Origin of the sequence: Marinicella marina (assembly GCF_030065545.1) — a bacterium.
GTDB lineage: Bacteria > Pseudomonadota > Gammaproteobacteria > Xanthomonadales > Marinicellaceae > Marinicella > Marinicella marina.
In genome coordinates, this window is sequence record NZ_JASJNC010000007.1 from 102,994 (window position 1) to 122,741 (window position 19,748).

General features: G+C 44.1%; 20 protein-coding genes and 1 other RNA gene. 7 read left to right on the forward strand and 14 right to left on the reverse strand.

Annotation, left to right across the window (positions count from 1 at the left end; genetic code table 11):
• Positions 1-19: 19 nt before the first annotated feature.
• Entirely contained in the window at positions 20-1,894 is a 1,875-nt protein-coding gene (locus QNI24_RS11310) for an ATP-binding cassette domain-containing protein (protein WP_267176238.1), read from the reverse strand.
• Between the two features lie 254 nt (positions 1,895-2,148).
• Here QNI24_RS11310 and QNI24_RS11315 point away from each other — a divergent pair, with 254 nt between their 5' ends.
• Positions 2,149-4,392 carry a bifunctional serine/threonine-protein kinase/formylglycine-generating enzyme family protein gene (locus tag QNI24_RS11315; protein ID WP_283708718.1) on the forward strand — a complete coding sequence of 748 codons (2,244 nt, stop codon included), beginning with the start codon at positions 2,149-2,151 and terminating at the stop codon, positions 4,390-4,392.
• Between the two features lie 4 nt (positions 4,393-4,396).
• Here the strand turns inward: QNI24_RS11315 and QNI24_RS11320 are convergent, their stop codons facing one another.
• From QNI24_RS11320 to QNI24_RS11335, 4 genes are read right to left on the reverse strand one after another with little or no spacing between them, the layout of a single operon-like run.
• On the reverse strand, positions 4,397-5,395 hold the full coding sequence (locus QNI24_RS11320) for a serine/threonine dehydratase (protein WP_267176240.1): 999 nt from the start codon (positions 5,393-5,395) through the stop codon (positions 4,397-4,399).
• Positions 5,392-5,997: a DUF938 domain-containing protein gene (locus QNI24_RS11325; protein WP_267176241.1), complete on the reverse strand. Its 606-nt coding sequence runs from the start codon at positions 5,995-5,997 to the stop codon at positions 5,392-5,394. The genes QNI24_RS11320 and QNI24_RS11325 overlap by 4 nt, the downstream gene beginning before the upstream one ends.
• A 7-nt stretch (positions 5,998-6,004) precedes the next feature.
• On the reverse strand, positions 6,005-7,234 hold the full coding sequence (locus QNI24_RS11330; RefSeq protein WP_267176242.1) for an MFS transporter: 1,230 nt from the start codon (positions 7,232-7,234) through the stop codon (positions 6,005-6,007).
• Between the two features lie 4 nt (positions 7,235-7,238).
• Positions 7,239-9,632, reverse strand: a complete 2,394-nt coding sequence (locus tag QNI24_RS11335; RefSeq protein ID WP_267176243.1) for a tetratricopeptide repeat protein — start codon at positions 9,630-9,632, stop codon at positions 7,239-7,241.
• A gap of 64 nt (positions 9,633-9,696) precedes the next feature.
• On the opposite strand from QNI24_RS11335, the gene QNI24_RS11340 reads away from it, so the two are divergent.
• The gene (locus QNI24_RS11340) at positions 9,697-9,903 is read left to right on the forward strand and encodes a SlyX family protein (protein ID WP_267176244.1); all 207 of its coding nucleotides are present in this window, start codon (positions 9,697-9,699) and stop codon (positions 9,901-9,903) included.
• Between the two features lie 73 nt (positions 9,904-9,976).
• Here the strand turns inward: QNI24_RS11340 and rpsI are convergent, their stop codons facing one another.
• The 3 genes from rpsI to QNI24_RS11355 form a co-directional block, all read right to left on the reverse strand.
• Positions 9,977-10,369 carry a 30S ribosomal protein S9 gene (gene rpsI, locus QNI24_RS11345; RefSeq protein WP_267176245.1) on the reverse strand — a complete coding sequence of 131 codons (393 nt, stop codon included), beginning with the start codon at positions 10,367-10,369 and terminating at the stop codon, positions 9,977-9,979.
• 7 nt (positions 10,370-10,376) lie between these two features.
• Positions 10,377-10,805, reverse strand: coding sequence for a 50S ribosomal protein L13 (gene rplM, locus QNI24_RS11350; protein ID WP_267176246.1), 429 nt, complete (start codon positions 10,803-10,805; stop codon positions 10,377-10,379).
• Between the two features lie 146 nt (positions 10,806-10,951).
• Positions 10,952-11,497, reverse strand: a complete 546-nt coding sequence (locus QNI24_RS11355) for a UPF0149 family protein (protein WP_267176247.1) — start codon at positions 11,495-11,497, stop codon at positions 10,952-10,954.
• Positions 11,498-11,673: 176 nt separating this feature from the next.
• Here QNI24_RS11355 and QNI24_RS11360 point away from each other — a divergent pair, with 176 nt between their 5' ends.
• The 5 genes from QNI24_RS11360 (at position 11,674) to rpiA (ending at position 13,617) form a co-directional block, all read left to right on the forward strand.
• Positions 11,674-11,877, forward strand: coding sequence for a TIGR02449 family protein (locus QNI24_RS11360; RefSeq protein WP_267176248.1), 204 nt, complete (start codon positions 11,674-11,676; stop codon positions 11,875-11,877).
• On the forward strand, positions 11,874-12,167 hold the full coding sequence (locus QNI24_RS11365) for a cell division protein ZapA (protein WP_267176249.1): 294 nt from the start codon (positions 11,874-11,876) through the stop codon (positions 12,165-12,167). Before QNI24_RS11360 ends, QNI24_RS11365 begins: the two co-directional genes overlap by 4 nt.
• A gap of 14 nt (positions 12,168-12,181) precedes the next feature.
• A non-coding RNA gene (gene ssrS / locus QNI24_RS11370) (6S RNA) lies at positions 12,182-12,367 on the forward strand.
• Between the two features lie 45 nt (positions 12,368-12,412).
• Positions 12,413-12,955, forward strand: a complete 543-nt coding sequence (locus QNI24_RS11375; protein ID WP_267176250.1) for a 5-formyltetrahydrofolate cyclo-ligase — start codon at positions 12,413-12,415, stop codon at positions 12,953-12,955.
• Positions 12,952-13,617 carry a ribose-5-phosphate isomerase RpiA gene (gene rpiA / locus QNI24_RS11380; RefSeq protein WP_267176251.1) on the forward strand — a complete coding sequence of 222 codons (666 nt, stop codon included), beginning with the start codon at positions 12,952-12,954 and terminating at the stop codon, positions 13,615-13,617. Before QNI24_RS11375 ends, rpiA begins: the two co-directional genes overlap by 4 nt.
• A gap of 92 nt (positions 13,618-13,709) precedes the next feature.
• Here the strand turns inward: rpiA and QNI24_RS11385 are convergent, their stop codons facing one another.
• The 6 genes from QNI24_RS11385 to QNI24_RS11410 form a co-directional block, all read right to left on the reverse strand.
• Positions 13,710-13,985 (reverse strand): hypothetical protein, encoded by a 276-nt coding sequence (locus tag QNI24_RS11385; RefSeq protein ID WP_267176252.1) that lies wholly within the window; start codon positions 13,983-13,985, stop codon positions 13,710-13,712.
• A gap of 293 nt (positions 13,986-14,278) precedes the next feature.
• On the reverse strand, positions 14,279-15,445 hold the full coding sequence (locus QNI24_RS11390; protein WP_267176253.1) for an FAD-dependent monooxygenase: 1,167 nt from the start codon (positions 15,443-15,445) through the stop codon (positions 14,279-14,281).
• A complete protein-coding gene (locus QNI24_RS11395) occupies positions 15,442-16,632 on the reverse strand; it encodes an FAD-dependent monooxygenase (RefSeq protein ID WP_267176254.1) in 1,191 nt (396 codons plus the stop codon). The genes QNI24_RS11390 and QNI24_RS11395 overlap by 4 nt, the downstream gene beginning before the upstream one ends.
• Positions 16,625-18,097: an amidophosphoribosyltransferase gene (purF, locus tag QNI24_RS11400; RefSeq protein WP_267176255.1), complete on the reverse strand. Its 1,473-nt coding sequence runs from the start codon at positions 18,095-18,097 to the stop codon at positions 16,625-16,627. Before purF ends, QNI24_RS11395 begins: the two co-directional genes overlap by 8 nt.
• The gene (locus tag QNI24_RS11405; RefSeq protein WP_267176256.1) at positions 18,097-18,723 is read right to left on the reverse strand and encodes a CvpA family protein; all 627 of its coding nucleotides are present in this window, start codon (positions 18,721-18,723) and stop codon (positions 18,097-18,099) included. The genes purF and QNI24_RS11405 overlap by 1 nt, the downstream gene beginning before the upstream one ends.
• A complete protein-coding gene (locus tag QNI24_RS11410) occupies positions 18,723-19,748 on the reverse strand; it encodes an SPOR domain-containing protein (RefSeq protein ID WP_267176257.1) in 1,026 nt (341 codons plus the stop codon). Before QNI24_RS11410 ends, QNI24_RS11405 begins: the two co-directional genes overlap by 1 nt.

Genomic DNA, 19,748 nt, shown 5'->3' on the forward strand with positions numbered 1-19,748 from the left:
TATGCCCAATTCTGAACCATCAATCCTTGGCTTCCAACTCATCCCAGCGATCATAGGCAGCTTGCAGCTTTTTTTCTAATGCAGCCAAAGCAGTGGTGGTTTGTTTGATCTTGTCTTCATCTTGCGTGTAAAAATCGGGATCACAGACCTCAGCAGACATAGTTTCAATTTCAGTCTCTAATCCATCAATTTCAGCCGGCAACTGTTCTAATTCATGTTTTTCCTTGAAGGTTAGTTTGTTGGCGGGTGATGTTTTAATCACTTGGGTGGTGACAGTTTGGGCTTTTTTTTCAACAACGGGTTTTTTAACCTCAGGTTTCCTGCGTTGTCGCAAGTAATCTTCATAACCACCGATGTATTCATTGACCTCATATTTCCCTTCAACAGGGTTCTCGAAGACCAAGGTCTGGGTGCAAACATTATCAATAAAATCTCGATCATGACTGATCAGAATCAAAGTGCCTTTGAATTCAAACAACAGGTCCTGAATCAAGTCGAGCGTCTCCATGTCTAAATCATTGGTGGGCTCATCCATTACAATGACATTGGCAGGGCGGGCAAACAGACGTGCCAACAACAAACGTGAACGTTCACCACCGGATAACACACTGGCTGGGCCACGTATTTTTTCGGCACTGAACAGAAAATCTTGCAGGTATGAGATTACGTGCCTCGGTTTACCATTCACCTCAACAAAGTCGGTGCCTAACTGCAAGTTATTCTCTACCGTATCATCATCATTGATACTGGCTTTGAGTTGATCGAAATAAGCTATTTCGAGATTGGTGCCAAGCTTAACCGAGCCCATCTGCGGCTCAATCTCACCCAGTAACAATTGTACCAAGGTGGTTTTACCCACACCGTTGGGACCAATGATACCCACTTTATCACCACGCATGATTTTGGTGGTCAGGCCTTCGACAATGGTTTGGTCGCCGTATTTAAAGCCCAGATTATGAGTCACGATGACTTTTTTACCACTGGCTTCAGCCACATTGATACTGGCTTTGGTTGAACCTGATTGGGTGCGCCGGTTTTTACGCTCCTCACGCAACGCCAACAAATCTTTGACTCGAGACTCTGATCGTGTGCGGCGAGCCTTGATGCCTTGTCTGACCCACACTTCTTCCTGACTGAGCTTCTTATCCAGTCGTTCCCATTCCTTGACTTCCGCATCTAAGCGTTCTTCGCGGCGCTTCAAGTAAGTGTTGTAATCACAGTCGTATTGATAAATTTTTCCGCGATCTAATTCCAAGATGCCATTGGCAATGCTGCGCAAGAACGTCCTGTCGTGGGTCACAAAAACAACCGCACAATGCAGCTTATTGACCATGTCTTGTAGCCACAAAATGCTTTCAATATCCAAGTGGTTGGTCGGCTCATCGAGCAACAGAATATCGGGCATTTGCACCAAGGCCGCAGCCAGGTTAATGCGCCGCCTGACACCGCCTGAGAGTGATTTAATTACATCATCGGCATTGAGTTTTAATTTTGATGTGACTACATCTATTTGTTGTAACAGTTCCCAACCATTATTTTCCTCAATGGTATGTTGGTACTTGGCCATGGCATCAGGGTCTGTTGCGGTTTCATATTGTTCCAGCGCATGCCCTACCTCACCCAATGCATGCAGCAGGAATTGGCGAACGGTAGATTCAGATTCATTGACCGCTGATTGTTTCATCATGGCCACTTTCAGACCGTCCTGACGAATCACTTGACCATCGTCTATGGGTATGTCACCGGCCATGATTTTAAGTAAGGTCGATTTACCTTCACCGTTGCGACCAATCAAAGCCAACTTCTGGCCTTTGTTGATGGTAAGTCCAACCGCATCCAATATAGGATGGGCACCAAAATCAATACTGACTTGATCAAAACTAAGAAGTGACATGAATGAATTAGCTAAAAACTGGGTGACCATTGTAATCAGTTTCGAGTCAACCACAAGCCAGCAAGCATTTAATGTTGATTTTTGTTGAATCAGGTGACCAAATTTGGCACATTAGTTTAACACCATCAATTCAATCGATTCTGAAGGGGCGACAGCTTGAACCCCGTCACATTTTTGATGAATCATCATAAATTTGGCACAAACATGATTGTTAAGCGGCCCTAGAATTGACACATTGATTAAGCGAGCGCACTTTGAAGACTGTTCCAAAATTAAATTTGAATATACCTGACCATACCATATTAGACAAAATTGGCGAAGGTGGCATGTCGGCTGTTTATCTGGGCAGACAAATATCCTTGCAGCGTAAAGTTGCCATCAAGGTACTGAAAAAACTGGTGATGGAGGATAAGTCTTTGGCGGAACGGTTTGTCGATGAAGCAAAAACTGTTGCCTCCTTGGACCACCCACACATCATCAGTATTTACGAGGCGAAAAAATTACCCTCAGGATTGGCATATTTCACCATGCCTTATTTAACTCACGGCGACTTCGGTGAAATCATCTGCACCAACTCAGACCATTTGATTGAGTTACTCTGTCAAATCTGTGATGGCCTTTCACATGCCCACAAACACGGTATCATCCACCGAGATTTAAAACCAGATAACATTTTATTCGATCAATTTGGGCGCATTAAAATTGCTGACTTCGGTATCGCCATTTCTAAGAACACCCAACGCAAAACCAAAGAAACTCAACTGTTGGGCAGTGCTCACTACATGAGCCCTGAACAAATTCAATCCAGAGACATCGATCGCCACAGCGACATTTACAGTTTGGGTTGTATCATTTATGAAAAGCTCACCGGTGATCATGTTTATGAGGCGGGCAATGACTTTTCAATATTGATGTCACACATCAACAAACCCATTCCCACGCTGCCAGATGCTTTACAAGAGTGGCAACCCATCATCGATAAATGCTTGGCCAAAGACCCCGATGAAAGATTCAGTTCGGTTGAATCTCTGAAAGATGCCTTGCTGGCCATCAAATACACCCAGCCAGCGGTGGCAGAAAAACCGATTGAACCGGTACCAACCAAACAACGAAACCAGACAGGCTCCAAGCCACCTTGGTTTTGGCCATCCGTTGCCTCAGTGGGGTTAGTGGTTGTGATGGCCACACTGTTTCTCGTTACCAGAGATGACAACAACATTGATGCAACAGAGAAACTTCAACCAATCACCGCAGTTGAGCCAGTGACCCAAGCCAAAAAACCACAAGATACCCAGCCACTGACACTGGATGTTGGTGTCGTTACTCAGAGCGAAGATGAGGCGGAACTGGTCGATTTGAGCGGTAACATGGATAATGAAACCATCAACGAAATGTCACTTGAAGTCAAACTAGAAGAAGCCCAAAAACTGCTCAGAAGTTACCGCTTAACCAAACCAAAAGGTGAGAATGCCGCTGATAAATTCCAAGCAATCTTATTGGAACAACCTGAGAATCAAGCGGCCAAAAATGGACTCAATAGCGTCGGCAGATATTACTTCAACTTGATTGAAAACAAAATTGAAGAAAATGATTTCGCAGCGGCCACCAAACACATCATTTCATTGGCTCAATATTTGGATGAGTATGATATTGATCGCAATCAATTCAGTCAGTCAGTCAGTGACATCATGACAACCACCAATCGATTGGTTACACAAGCCGTTAAACAACGTCGACCTGAGACAATGGCAGATAACTATCTGAGCATGTCGAAACTGCTGGCAACAAATGATGATAATTTGGAGAAATTAGCCAAAGCCTATCAGAATATACCACAATCAGGTCAAGTCTTTGTTGACCAAATGGGTCACCAATTCGTCTATTTCACCGGCAATACGCCACAGAATGATTTCATGATTGGCAGCAATGAAGTCACCGTAGAACAATTCAAACGCTTTGCTGGAGAACGTTTCACCGAAGATAAATGCAATCATTACGACAAGAAAGTATTCTTCAAGAAAACATGGTTAAAACCACCTTTCGAGCAAGGCAATACCCATCCAGTGGTTTGTATCACTGCAAACAATGCACAAGCATACGCCCAATGGTTATCTGAACAAACTGGTGCAAACTACCGCTTGCCAACGCAACAAGAGTTTGTCTACCTCAGTCAGCGCATGCAACTCAAAAATGACTGTGGAGCGGCCAATTTGGCTGGCCAAGAAACCAATGATGAGCGCAAAGCAACTAAAACCAAATTAAACTGCAAAGACGGCTATGTTTTCACCGCACCCGTCGAAACATTTGGCACCCAACTTAATGTGGCTGATATCAAAGGTAATGTCAGCGAATGGGTGAGTCCATGTAGTGGCCAAAGCGTTTGTGCTATGGGCAGTTCATGGCTTTCAGGCAGTAATGAAAGTCATACCGTAGCGTTATCAGATGACCCCAGCCAAACGTATTCACACGTCGGCTTCAGATTGGTCAAAGTACTTTGAAAGATTAACTGAAGCGTTGAACATTTGGAACCTCTGTCAGCTGGTCCTCTGCCCACAACCGCTGCATCATCTGTGCATCGATGTTACCTCCAGAAAGTATTACCAATACTTTTTTGGGCTGCATTTGCCCTCGCAGCCATTGACACACACCATCCATGGTCATGGCTGAAGTCGGTTCTACGTGCATTTTTAATAGGTGCTGTAGCCATTGTGTCCAATAAGCCATGGGCGCCTCATCCACCACAAAAAAATCATCCAATTGTTTGATGTGAGCAAATGTTTTTTCACCCACTGATAAGGTCATGGCACCATCGGCGAAAGTGTTTGGCGCATCGGCCAATCGTTGTATCTCACCTGAGTGAAAAGAGCGGTAAGCATCATCGCCCGCTGCTGGTTCCACCGCAATGACTTGTGCTTTGGGTTGTAGCGCTCTGGTCGCTACCAAGCTACCCGATATCAAGCCACCACCGCCACAAGGGGCAAAAACGGCATCAATGTCTTGGTTTACTTGCTGCAAGGCTTCCAACGCAGCCGTGCCTTGTCCTGCTATCACTGCATCATCATTGAATGGAGGAATCCAAAACACACCATCCTCTTGCGCTGCTGTTGCAACGGCAGCATCAACTTGCTGTCGTTTGTCTAACAACACCACTTCCGCTCCGTATGACCGGGTGGCTTGAGCTTTGACCTTGGATGCAAAACTGGGCATATAAATGGTAGCGGGGATATTGAATTGGGCGGCAGACCAAGCCACTGCTTGCGCGTGGTTGCCTGAAGAATTAGCCACCACGCGGTTGATTCCAGCGTGCTTCTCACACAAGACTTGTACCGCATTACAGCCACCTCGGGCTTTGAATGCACCAATTTTTTGTAAGCATTCGGCTTTAAAAAATATTTGGTGCCCCAACCAATGATTCAGTTGAGCAGATTGTATGACTGGAGTGTCATTGATGTGCGCGTTGATTCTTTGCTGAGCCGTTTGTATGTCGTTAAAATTAATCATGACTTTTCAAATACAATCAATTGGTTATTGGCTGGCATGGTAATGTCTGAAACCAACTTGAAATTTTGTTGCTGCATCAGTGACTCAATCACGGCAAAATCACGGATGCCACTTTGCGGATCGCGTGCTTTCAACCACTCATTAAAATCAGCATTTGAATCAGCTGTATATTGACCACCGTACTTGAATGGGCCATAAAAAATGACCCGAGCAGCTTCTTTTAGGTGCGCCCCTAAATCCTTGATCAAAAGTACAACCAAAGCCTCGCTGATGATGTGTAACACGTTGGCACTATAGACCACATCATATTGGCCATCAGGCCATTGGCTGTGCCCTATGGCGTATTCTACAGGCGGCAAGGCATTGGTCAAATTTGCATCTGAGAGCCACAAATTAATACCGGCATGTTTTTCAATCAAATCTGCAGTTTGCCATATGATATGTGGCAGTTTAGCAGCGAAATATACCGCATGTTGGCCAGTACCTGTACCAACCTCCAAAATTGACTGACCAGTTGTGGATAACAACTCTCTTAGCTGCTCCAATATCACTGCTTGGTTGCGTTCACAGGCTGGGGAAAATGGTTTTTCTATGACACTCATGTTCAAATTATAGCTGTTTTTGTTGCATCAATTGAAATTGAGACTCTCGGTTTCGCCACAAGGACAGCACCGATAAAAACACCAACAAGGCCCCCAACAACAAAATCCATCTTGAATCAAGGATTGAAATAAAACCACCAACAGTGGCGATGATGACATTGGTGATGCAAAACGTTGAGGTTTGTAAGCCCATCACTTTTCCCTGCCCTAAATGGCCAAAATAATGCGACAGGTAACTGGGTATCATGCCATTGGTCATGGCGATGGTGCCGCCGATGATGGCGAAGATGACAAAGGTTTGTTGGTAACTACCAAATGGCTGAATAAAAAGTAAAACACTCAATACCAGTCCACCAGTCAAAATCGACTTGATTTCACCAAATTTAGCTTGTATCCGGGCCACCAAAGTGCTGCTGACGATGATCATCACCACCGTCAAACACACCGTTGCCAGCGAGATTATTCTGCCATCTGCTTGATAATAATCGACGAACCACACCGGATAAAAGTCATAAAAAGCATTCAGGCCCATGCTGTAGAGAAAATAAAACCAAAAAATGGGCCTGATATCAACATGCTTCAGCAGTGTTAACGAGTTGTTTTGACGAATGGCTTGCCACAAAGGCATGTCATCGATGTCCTCTGCTCGATCCTTGGCAATCAGCACCAGTACCAATATGGTGGCCAACAGCATGCCCAAACCTGCAATCAGAAACACTTCAGCAACTCCATAAACCATCAAAAAACCACCAATCACTGGTCCCAACAACCAACCTGTGTAGGTCGCCGCATACACCATCGATAAGGCTTTGGTACGATCAATGGCGGGGTGTAATTCAGCCGCAATGGCTCGAGCGATGGAAATGTTACCCTCGCACAAACCGGTTAAGAAACGAGCCAAGATAAAATACACGAAAGATTCGGCATAGACTGCCCAAGCAGTGAGTCCATAACCAACCACTGAACCACAAAGGGTAATCAGCAGCACTTTCTTTCTGCCAAAGCCATCAGACAAAGCGTCTATGTAGATGCTACCAATCAGCAGCCCCAGCGGATAAATGGCTAAACTGATGCCCAACAGAACTTTGGGGTGAAAGCCCATGAAATGGGTCAGTTCGTTGGCTGGGTAATCAATGAAATAAGGCGCCAATACGGGATATGGCAGCGCAATACCAATGGTACCCAATAAGCTGACCAACATCACTGTCCACAGAATCAACTTGGGGTGCTTACTCATGCAATCAGCTGTTTGCAGCTACCAACTCATTCTCAACTTCTTTTAAGTCAACCAAATGTTTAAAGTCAGGGTTGGCATCAGTCCATATCGCTTCAACTTCTGTAATAAGTTGTTGTGCTTCATCGATCTGATTCAATCCAATGTGAGACCGAGCCGCAAGCAGTTTGGCTTGGCCCAGCAGTGGGTTTCGCTTCAGCACCACTTCTAAGGTTTCCAGTGCTGCTGCGTATTGACCCATTTGGAATAAAGTGATGGCTTTCTTATGCAGCATATCGTCCAATACATGTATCGTGTTCAAAGTCAGAAATGATTGTTTAGATTCAGTAATGGCCTGATCATGCAATTCAATTGCCTGATCATATTCACCGTTTTGTCTGGCTAGAATAGCCTTGGATAGTTTGATGAATTGATTGTAGACATTGAGATTGATTACTTGAGTGAAGGCCTCAAACTCAGCCAAAGCAGCAGCAGCTTTTTCTGAATCACCTCTCAATTCGTGCACCGTCACTTCAACCATCCCCATCATGCTGTCATAAGGGGGTTTAAGTTCAGATTTAACCGCTTCAATCTTGGCCCAAGTGCCCTCGTAATCTTGTAGATATGCCAAGTAAGTGGCTTCTTTAGCACCGTACATCAATTGAATTTGTAACGGCGGCATATATGACTCACTGAGTTTTTTGGCTTCTGCGACAACCGCCATGGCTTGTTGGACACGTCCTGTTGAGTACAACAACACTTCTTTCTCTGCCAAGACTTGAACTTTAGCAGAATCAGTCGCTGATTTTTCAACCAAACTATCCATGGCTTGCAAGCCGCCATCCACATCGCCTTGATACGCCATCAGTTTAGCCAAACCCAAGTCAGCACTGATTTTATTGAAACTCAACAAACTGGCCTCCTCATAGCTCTGCTTAGCCTTTTCAAGATCACCAAATTGCATATATGTGGCAGCCATTTCTAACCACGGCGACTCCTTATCTGGGTTGGTTTGTTGATACAAATCCAACGCTTTAAGCGCCATTTCCTGATTGTCTTTCAGTCGATAAATTCGAGCCTGATTAACCAAGGCTGTGGCATTGGATTTTTGAATTTCACTGAGTTTGGTATAAACCGCCAAGGCATCGTCCAAGCGATTCCCCACAACGATGTAGTTAGAGCCTAACGATTGCAGCGCATCTGCACTTTCCGGCTCTAGTTTGACCCAGTTTTCTAATACCCTGATGGCTTTATCCAAGTCACCGTCAATGGCGTAATAGTTGGCTTTTACTTTCAATGCAGTTCTGGGGGTGAGTTTATACTCTAATTTCAGTGCCTCATTGCCGGCTTGTTTGGCAGCTTCCACATCACCCATGGCCCGGTAAAAGTCCATCATCAACACATAAGCCTCAGCCAACTGTCCATCATCTGCCAAAGCCGCTTGTAAATGTGCTATGCCTTGTGGAAAATCATTATCTATGGTGATTGAGTTTAAAGAACCAATCACAGACTCAATGGCTGATAAATTACCAGAAATGTACTCTGATAATGGCATTGAAGGTATGATATTTGTAGGTATGTTCGCCTGTTCAAGTATCACGGCAGCCAGTTGTTCAGCCACATCGTCCAACGCAAACAACAAGTCATCATAACTGGCTGTTGTGGTGGTCACTAATGCGCCGGTTAAAACGTCATACAAAGAAACCTCAAAGGTCAATTTTCCATCGTTTTTGGTGATTTGACCATTAATCATCCACTGCGCGTCTTTGTCCTCTGAAATATCCAGATTCAGCGCCAATGGTGCGCCAACGGCCCGCTCAAAACCTTTGCTGGTAATGGCTTGCATCATTGAACTTGAATCATAGGGTGTTTGGATTGAAATGATCGGGTTGCGCATCAGATCTTTGGCCACCATCCACATTGAGCCATAGCTGAGCCAATCCAAAGATTCATCGCCAGTCTTATTTTCCCAGAAAAAACCAGCTACCTTTTGACTCATGCCAGATTTAGCCACCTCGTACTCAACCACCTCACCAGTTTGTACATCAGTTAAGGCCATGATTTCTGTGGCAGCTTCATTGGCTAACTTAAGCTCAGGCTGGGTAGTTAATTCAGTGGGTTTAATGAATGTGGTTACAGCAAAATAGGCCAAGATCAAATTGATGGGTATGAACATGATCTGTTTCTGGGTCCATTTATCTCTGCCTGGCCGGCCATGACCCCAAGCTAATAACGCCACCAATGGCACAAATGCAATCATGATAACGAAAACATAGGAAGAAAACTGAACAGGCACATCAAAACGTTCACTCATCCAATCAGCGATTTCTACAGCCAACCAGACCGAAGCCACATAGACGCCCAATATTTGTGGCAACCTCCGTTCAATAATTTCTGTCAATATACTTTTCTTCTGATTCATGAGTAATCATTTGTTTGCTTTGTGGTAAATTATACTATGACCTTAACCTATATAGTGTACTGAAATGTCTGATAAAAAATTCATTGATTTAGAGACTCGCATCGCCTTTTTAGAGGATGCGGTGGATGATTTAAATAAACTGGCCTACCAACAATCAAAAGAAATTCTACAATACCAAGAAACTTTAAAAACCATGTCTCAGCATGTCAAACAAGTACAAAGCGACATAGAGGAATTCAAACCTCAAAACGAGGTCCCGCCTCACTATTGAGCGGCCACTTAAATCACAGATAAAAAAAAGCCGGTATAAAACCGGCTTTTTTTGTTGTTGCTTGAAAAGTTTTTTAACGTTTCGAGAACTGTACAGAACGACGTGCTTTGCGTAAGCCGACTTTCTTTCTTTCCACTTTTCTGGCATCACGGGTCAAGAAAGAATATTCTTTCAAAGCTGGACGCAGTGTGTCATCTGATTCTAACAATGCACGAGACAAGCCTAAACGAATCGCACCAGCTTGGCCTGTTGTGCCACCGCCAACAACAGTTGCATTGATGTCGAATTGATCAACCAAACCCAATTTCTCTAAAGGTTGAGTTGCAATCATTACACCAGTTTCTCTACTGAAGTACTCATTGATGTCTTTGTCATTGACTATGATTTTACCGGAACCAGGTGTTAAGAATACACGTGCAGATGATGATTTACGTCTGCCAGTTCCATAATATTGTTGAGTTGCCATAATATTCTTATACCTCTAATACTTTTGGTTCTTGTGCTGCATGTGGGTGCTCAGCACCGGCATACACTTTTAATTTGCGGAACATTTGACGACCCAATGAGTTCTTAGGCAACATGCCTTTGACCGCTTTCTCAATCACACGCTCAGGATGCTTATCTAACATGTCTTTCAATGTAATTGTCTTCAAGTTACCCACATAACCTGTGTGGTGTTGGTAAACTTTATCGTTCAATTTATTACCTGTTACCGCTACTTTCTCAGCGTTAACAACGACAATGTAATCACCTGTGTCTACGTGTGGAGTGAATTCTGGTTTGTGCTTACCACGAAGTCTTAAAGCAATTTCCGTAGACATACGACCCAAGGTTTTACCTTCGGCATCAATCAAAAACCACTCACGATTGATTTCTTCTGCTTTTGCACTGAATGTTTTCATAATAATTCTTCTACTTTAATTTGGCTGCTGTTTAATTTAGGCCATGGGTCTGGAATTGTGCCATTTAAATGTGCCTACAGACCACGCCTTTTACAAAGAGCGGGAATGGTACTTAATTACGTCTTTGGATGCAAGTATTTTGTTTATTAATTTATGCTTTTCGAGTGTGTTTGCATGGCATTCAATTCGATATACAGCATCATAACACCAGTGCGTATGTATTCAGTGATTTCCATGAAGTCTAACTCTTCTCCAGTCACCTCTTCACTGTCGTTCTCAATCCGCGCAATTTGTGCCATGTCTTGCAAGAACTCACTACCCTCTTGAGACAGGTTTATTTCAGTCATGCCGGCCGTGCCTAAACCGGCTAAAAAAGTGGCCACCCACTCGGCCAAAACAGCAACCCTGTCAGCCAGAGTGCTTTCTTCTTGAGGTAGTAATAAATCATAACCATAATCATCTTTGGCTAATTTTTCTTTGGCATAGTCAAAGACAGCTGACATAACCATTTTAAAGTTTGTATCCTGAGGGTTTTCTACGCAGTACTCATTCACCATTTGTTGTAGCCAAAACTCAAAGTCAGTGTTGTGATTGACACACAGTGCAGCGCTGGCCTGAGCATGTAATTCTGACGGTGAGGCCAAAACGCCAATGGATTTAAGGTGTTCGGCAAAAGGTTGGTATGGAATCATTTCTTACTTGATGTTCAAATTGTGACGTATTTTATGATATTTTTCATAAACTTGTGTTAATTTTCTGAGATGTTTGTTGACCTTTTGAGGTGAACAAACTATATTTATTCGGGTATTTTATCCCTTTGTGCATGGGTGAAGTACAATCCAAACAACCAATCAAGGCCTAGAAAGCAATGGATGAAATAAGACGTTTAGAAAGAACCACAGAACAAATGATAGATTTGCTCACTAAAATCAAGGCAGAAAATCATGCCCTGAAGAACAAACTAGAAGAGCTGACCAATGAAAAGTCTTTGTTGATGCAAAAAAATGATCAAGCAAAAACCCGTCTTGAGTCCATGATTTCACGCTTGAAAACCCTGGAGCAAACAGCATGAGTCAGTCCAAAGTATCTGTGCGTATTTTAGGCCGTGAATATCAGTTTGCATGTGCCGAGGATGAACGTTCATCCTTGCTGTCTGCCGCTGATCATTTAGATACCACCATGCAAGAGATCAAAAGCAATAACAGCACCATGTCGCCGGATAAAATCACTTTAATGGCTGCCATGAACATTGCCCACGAGTTGATTAAGTCACAATCCAAAAACCAACATTTTGATGTGGAAGTTTTATCCACTGTTAAAAAACTCAACGATAAACTTGAACAAGCCATAGCCAACGACTAAAATTGAGTTAATGGTGTTGACTGCCGTGTTCGAGGTATGCAAGCATATGCCTTGGCCCTAATTAATCTTAACAGGGAATTTTATCAGCTGTCAGTGCGCATGCTCACCTTGCAGTGAGAAGCCTTAGCCAGTTGTTGGATTTCCGCCTTGTACCTTTGGTACCAAGGACGCCAGTATACAACGGCACATGTGGTCAACATCTCCATTCTCTATCATCCCTTTTAAGTCGATGCCAAATCCATTCAATGAATAAATCCACCATAAGGGCTGAACTGCTTAGACAACGAAGACAAATGGATGATGCACTGATTCAAACACACAGTGCGAAAATAATTGCTAATATTTGTGCATCAACGGTTTTCAGAGAAGCATCTCAAATCGCTTTGTATCTGCCAATCAATGGTGAGGTTGATCTGTCTGCATTATTGACTGACTCAAATAAAAACTTCTATTTACCCTCTATTGAAATGCAAACCATGCAGTTTCACCACCACCACAGTCAATTAACCCTAAAACAGCATCGCTTTGGTTGTCTGCAACCCGAATTCAAAGCCGACCATGTCGCACCTGATTTAGAATTGTGTTTGTTGCCACTGGTGGGCTTTGACCAGCAAGGCAATCGCTTGGGTATGGGTGGTGGATACTATGACCGTTATTTCGCTGATAATGAGACCACCATTTTGGCCGGAATCGCCTATCAGTATCAGCAAGTTGAACAATTGCCGACCGATAGCTGGGATGTTAAACTGCAGCACATCTTCACCGAACAAGGACATTTGAAAATATGAGTACTGACCAGCTAAAAATACAAGCAGCGACCGCTGCACTGGAATACATCAAAAAATTCGACTATAAAATTGATTTGGGGGTTGGTACCGGCTCAACAGTGAATGAATTGATAGCACTTTTACCCAGTGTCAGACACCACATCGATGCGGTTGTTTCAAGTTCAGAAGAATCGACCAAACGCCTCGAAGCTTTGGAATTCAATGTCAAAGAATTAAATCAAACTGGCGATTTAACATTATATATAGATGGTGCTGATGAGTGCGATGGCCACAACCGCCTGATCAAAGGTGGCGGTGGTGCCTTAACCCGTGAAAAAATCATAGCGGCATCCAGTCGTCAATTCATCTGCATTGTAGATCAAACTAAAATGGTCGATGTGTTGGGTAAATTTCCTTTGCCTGTAGAGGTCATACCCATGGCCCGCAGTTATGTTGCCAGACAAATGGTCAAACTGGGTGGGCAGCCGATTTACCGTGATGGCTTTGTCACTGACAACGACAACCAAATCATCGATGTTCATAACCTTAAAATCCTCGACCCAGTGAAACTGGAAAGTAAAATCAACCAAATACCTGGCGTCATCACCAATGGATTGTTTGCGTTGCGTAAAGCCGATTTAACACTGGTTGCTCAGAAAAGCGGTGAAATCATCAAACAATAACCCACATAATTCAATGCTTCCATTAGGCTGATTAACGATGACAACAACGAAACGGGCTGAATCAACAGCCCGCTTTTACATCAAGCCAAATTTTAGCCGTGCTCTTTTGCACATTCAGCAGCAACCTTCAATGCATCCCCCCTTACTTTTTCAGAATCACCTGATTGTTGTGCCTCTAACACGGCTGCATAGTCAGTTTTATTGACTTTGCACTCACACAACTTTTGGGTTTTTGCTTGCATGTCTTCTGGCACCCCGGCCACCTCAGCGGCACAAGCCCGCATGGCATCATCTTTCAGTTGGGTTGCGTCTTTGGCAAACGTCATGGAGCTGGATAACATTAAAATAATAATTGTCGTTTTTTTCATTTTTAATTCCTAGTTAAAAGGATGCTCAAAGTAGCATTGCTATTTATGCTGTTTTCATGAACACCATCACAGAACCTAACATAACCGCAGAGATTAACTTATATCTTATTGAATTTTAACGACTTTATAATGAAAATTGAAAAATATTTGATTAAGAATTTGTTAACATTGAACACGCCTTGATTGAAAATCAAAAATGCTGGTTCACTGACAATTTGTTGGCTTAGGGGCAGCCCCTCAAACAAACAACTTATGACTGGGTGTGTTCAATAACCACAAACACAGGCCGTTGATTAACTTCCAGCTTGTTGCAATAACCAGCGTTTGATTGGTGAAACTTGATCCAAGCCATTCATGCCGAAAGCCCTCAGCATTTTAATAGGCGCGCTTTGGGAGACAAATAAGTGATGTAAAGCATGCATGGTTTCTGCTGTTTTGTGTGCTTCGGCTGTTCTGGCTCTTTGGTATTGTCTCAATGCCGTTGAAACTTCATCGAAGTCTCTCAAATTTATTTGGCTGGCTTTTTCGGCCAACAACTCAGCATCGCCAAAACCTAAGTTAACACCTTGGCCAGCCAAAGGATGAATAGTATGCGCTGCATCGCCAACCAAAACCACTCGCCCTTCATGATAAGCACTGGCATAAGACTTACTCAACGGGAATGCCGCTCGCTCACTGATTAACTTAATTTCACCAAAGTGGCGATTGATATGCGCTTGCAAAGCATTGTTGAATTTATCCGTATCGCACCCAAGCCATTGCTCAACTTGAGTCTCTGGTAAAGACCAAACCACCGAGAAAATACCCTCATTCATGGGTAATAGGCCAACTGGGCCGCTTTGATTGAACGCTTGAAGTGCGGTACGCTCAGGCGCGTTTTCTATCGACACATAACAGACCAGACCATGTTGCTTGTATGGCGTAGTCGTAAAGCTGATGTCAGTAGCCGTCCTGACTCGAGACCTGGCACCATCTGCCCCCACCAACAATGCTGCTTGGAGTGCCTCATTGTCATCAAGTTTAACCCTGACTTTGCGTGTGGATTGTTCATAGGATGTCAGGGTCGTGGCAAAAAAAAGTGTTGCATTGGCATGTTCGGTTAATTTTTGCTGTAGAGCAGCCACCGTTTGGTTATTCTCTATCATCGCACCCAACGGTTCACTAGATGGACTTTGAAAAGCAATTTCACCATTCGAATGATTATCCCACACCTGCATGTTATGGTAATAGCCAACGCGATTAGCCTGCATCAGATCCATCACGCCCAATTGCTGTAACAGTTGCAAGTTGTGTTGAGAGATGGCTGAAACCCGTAAGGTTCTGTCAGCCTTGTTGCTGTAAGTGGTTTGACTTCGGCCCTCCATCACAGCCACCTTAATACCGCGCTCAGCCAGCAACAAAGCAGTGAATGCACCAACCATCCCTGCTCCATTGATGATGATGTCATAACTGTTATTCATCGCAAACCACCTGCCGTTTGGTATAACATTTTTTTCAGCGCCAGGTTGGCATTGATGGCGACTAAGCCCAGTGACCTGATGGCATTCACTGTGGGTTCATCAATTTTAAACCAGCTCATTAAATCATCGGTGTAGTTCATGGTTCTGTCTTGGTCAGTATTCGATAAGTCTTGGTATTTTCTCAGAACCTGTGTTGAACCCAAGTCATTATTGTTGTTATTTTGTTCAGCCAATAACTGACTCAATCGATCAATGCCACGCACCGCCAAATTCAATCCTTGAGCAGATACTGGGCTCACTGCATGTGCTGCATTGCCCATCAAAACAACGCGTTGTGCATACTGAGTGGGTACTTTGATTTGAAACAAAGGATAGGCGCTGCGCCGACCCACTTTGAGCATCGCTCCTGCACGAAAACCAAAGCGCTGTTGAGCCAAAGCCAAAAATTCATGATCATCTGCCGCTAAGAGGCTGGCAGCCTTTTCCTCTTGAACAGACCACACAAAACCAAATCGATTTTTGAATGGTAACAACGCCATTGGTCCTTCAGTAGTGAGGCGCTCGTAGGCACGGTTATGATGGCGCTCGTCTGTGGTGATGTTACAGATGATGGCCTGACGTTGGTATGACTTAACCACAGTTGCTAAGTTCAGTTCAGTTCTGATGGCCGATTTCACCCCATCGGCTGCCACCATGAGACTCGCATCAACCTGCAATGATTGCCCTGCGGTAGCAACCTTCATTCTGACATGTGACTCATTTTGCTGAAAAGATTCAAGCTTGGCTGGTTGGTGATGTTTTATCAGCTTATTTTGTTTAACAGCTGCATGTAAGATTTGTGCTAATTTTTTAGCCGCAATAACATGACCTAATTGAGGCACTTTCAATTCATCCTTATCAAAATGCACCACACCAAATTGCCCTTGGTTAGAAACATGCACATGATTGATTTCAGTGGTGTGTTTGGCTATATCAGACCAAAGGCCTATACTGTGCCAGAATTGCTTAGATGCGGGATTGATAACCAATGTACGGTCATCAAAACTTTCTTGCTCAAGATCATCCTCAACACTGGCCTCTAGCAATACCGACTCAATATTATTCTGAGCCAAGGTCAAGGCCAACGCCATCCCCACCATGCCTCCGCCAACGATGGCGACTTGCGTTTTTAATGCTACTTCAGGCATTCCCTTGTTTGGCTAAGTCGCTGCGTTGAACACCAATTTTTTCAAAATAATCAGCACCCACATCAGTCACGTATTCATTGGAAAAACAGGATGAGTCAAAACGATCAATTTTGGGATTACCCTCTTTACAAGCAGCTTCCAAGTCTTCTAAGCTTTGATAAATCAAGCCATCAGCACCCAACAACTCACAAATCTCATCTTCCGTGCGGTTGTGAGCTATCAACTCTTCTGACACAGGCATATCAATGCCATAGACATTGGGGTATCTGACCGGCGGTGCTGCTGAGGCAAAAAATACTTTTTTGGCACCAGCCTCGCGGGCCATTTGAATGATTTGTTTTGAAGTGGTCCCTCGCACAATTGAGTCATCAATCAGCAGCACATTTTTATTTCTGAACTCAAGTTCTACCGCATTCAGTTTGCGCCGCACTGACTTCACCCGCTGTTCTTGTCCAGGCATGATAAAGGTTCTGCCAATGTAGCGGTTTTTGATGAAACCTTCACGGAACTTCAAGCCCAAATCATAGGCCATAGGAATGGCACTGGTGCGTGAGGATTCCGGGATGGGTATGACCACATCAATTTCCTCGTCCGCCCAACGCTCCTTGATTCTCTCCGCCAGTTTCTCGCCCATTCGAAGACGGGCCTTGTACACCGATACATCGTCAATCATGGAATCTGGTCTGGCGAAGTAAACATACTCAAACACACAGGGTGAAAGTTGGGTTTTTTCGGCGCATTGTTTGCGGTGTAGTTGACGGCCATTGGTGATAATTACTGCCTCACCAGGCGCCACGTCACCCAACAATTCAAAATCATGCTGATCCAATGCGATACTCTCAGATGCAACCATATACTCATCTTCAGCGCCAGCTGTTTTGCGGACGCCATAAACCAATGGCCTGATGCCATTCGGATCACGAAATGCCACAATCCCATAACCAGGAATAATCAAAACATTGGCATAGGCACCCTGACAGCGTTTGTGAACGCGGCTCACCGCATGAAAGATAGCATCTGGCGTGATCACTAAGCCTGATGCATTCTGTAATTCATGCGCGAAGACATTGAGCAAGACTTCGGAATCAGATTGGGTATTGATGTGTCGCCTGTCTTCGGCAAACAATTCCCGCTTTAATTGCTCTGCATTGTGCAAATTGCCGTTGTGGGCCAGAGCAATACCAAAAGGTGAATTCACATAAAAAGGCTGCGCCTCCTCAAAATTACTCGAACCTGCAGTTGGGTATCTGACATGTCCAATACCAGACAGGCCTCTGAGCTTCTGTGCGCTTTCCGAGCGAAAAACGTCACTGACCAAGCCATTGTTTTTTACCAGTTCCAGCTTGCCTCCTTCGCAAGTGGCGATGCCAGCAGCATCTTGCCCTCGGTGTTGCAGGATGGTCAAACATTCATAAATCGTTGAGGCCACGTCATGGTTGGCAATCATGCCTACTATTCCACACATTATATTTCTGTATCCGTCTCAGGCTGACTCTCTTCCAGCGCATCATCAGCTGGTTGTTCGCCTTCGGTAGTTGTTGGTTGTTGGTTATTCAATTCCTTCAATGCCGGGTTCAAAGTTTCTTTTAACTGCTCCGGTTGCATGAAAGAGAAATATTCGCCCATATCCTCAGGCATTTGCTCCTTAACCCAATCTGCCAACTTGGCAAATTGAGGTGTTAATTTTGATTCAGTCCACCATGGGTCTTTTGAAAACGGTGTGGCTTGAATGAACAAAACCAGTGCGGTCACCGCAATAATTCCTCTGCCCAAGCCAAAAAACATACCAAAAAAACGATCGGTGGCTCCCAAACCTGTTTTGGTGATCATCTTGCCGACCAAATAATTAATAATACCGCCCACAATCAGTGCAGCCAAAAACAATGCCACAAATGAAATCAAGTGCCTGGCCGATGGCAGCTCTATAAACGCTTCCAACCAACCAGCCCCTCTATCTACAAATGTCCAAGCCAACCAAAAAGCACCGACCCAAATCAACAATGACATCACTTCACGAATCAAACCGCGGAACAAGCTGACGATAACTGACAAGCCCAATATGGCAATGATGGTTAAGTCAAACCAGTTCATTAATTAACCACTTGGCCTATTTCATGGGGTTTTATCAAACCATCAAGTTTAAGCTTTTGTTTGATGCTGACCTGAGTATTTTCAGCGTCTACGCGTTCCATCAATGGACCAATGCGTAGACGGTACAATGTTTTACCTTGGCTGTTGGTGATGCGGTCAACAAACCCAGCAAATCCAGCTGCTTTGACTTTGTTACGCAACTTAATGGCGTTCTCTTGCGCCGAAAAACTGCCCAACTGAACCACCCAACCCATCTGACCTTGGCTGGCCATTTGGCTGACTTCGGCTGCAGATAATTTGATTACTTTGGGAGTGCCGATGTTGAGGTTCAAGCGATTCACAGCAGCCACATATTCATTGCTTTTGTTTTCATCGTTGTAAATTTCTTGTGACCAAACACGATAGAGTTTGAGTCCAGCATTGAATTCCACGATGGCCTTGATGTTTTTCTGTAACAAAGCACTTTTAACTCGCTCTGCATTGGCTTGTTGTGAGAAGCTACCTAATTTGACGCGGTAAACTTGGTTCAAAGCAACAGGCTTTGTAACTGGCTGTACAACGGCTTTAGTAACCGGCTTTGATACTGGCTTTTTCTCCAGCACTGGTTCTGCAGCCACTTCATTTACCACTGTTTCATTATCCACTGTCTCATCAACCTGCTCATCAACCTGAATGGGCTTTTGAGTTGGTTCTGTTTGTCGCTCTGTGGTGATTACACCGTTGTTATTTTCAGCAACTGTTGTTTCGACCACATTGGCTGACTCAGTGGTGACCAGTTGTGGTGCTTGTTCTGTGATCACCAGTTCGGCATCACTTGGCGGCAATTCCTTACTAGAAACCACCGGTTTGTCTAACTCAAATTTCTTAACTTCCAAGTTGTTCTCACCGGCTTCAGGAATCGATATGCTGATGTTTTGATTGCTCTTGTTTTCAACTTCACCATCGAACAACATCGGCACAAAAATAATTGCCAATGCAATGATGACCGAAGCGCCTATTAACCTTTGCTTTAACTCTTGGTCCAT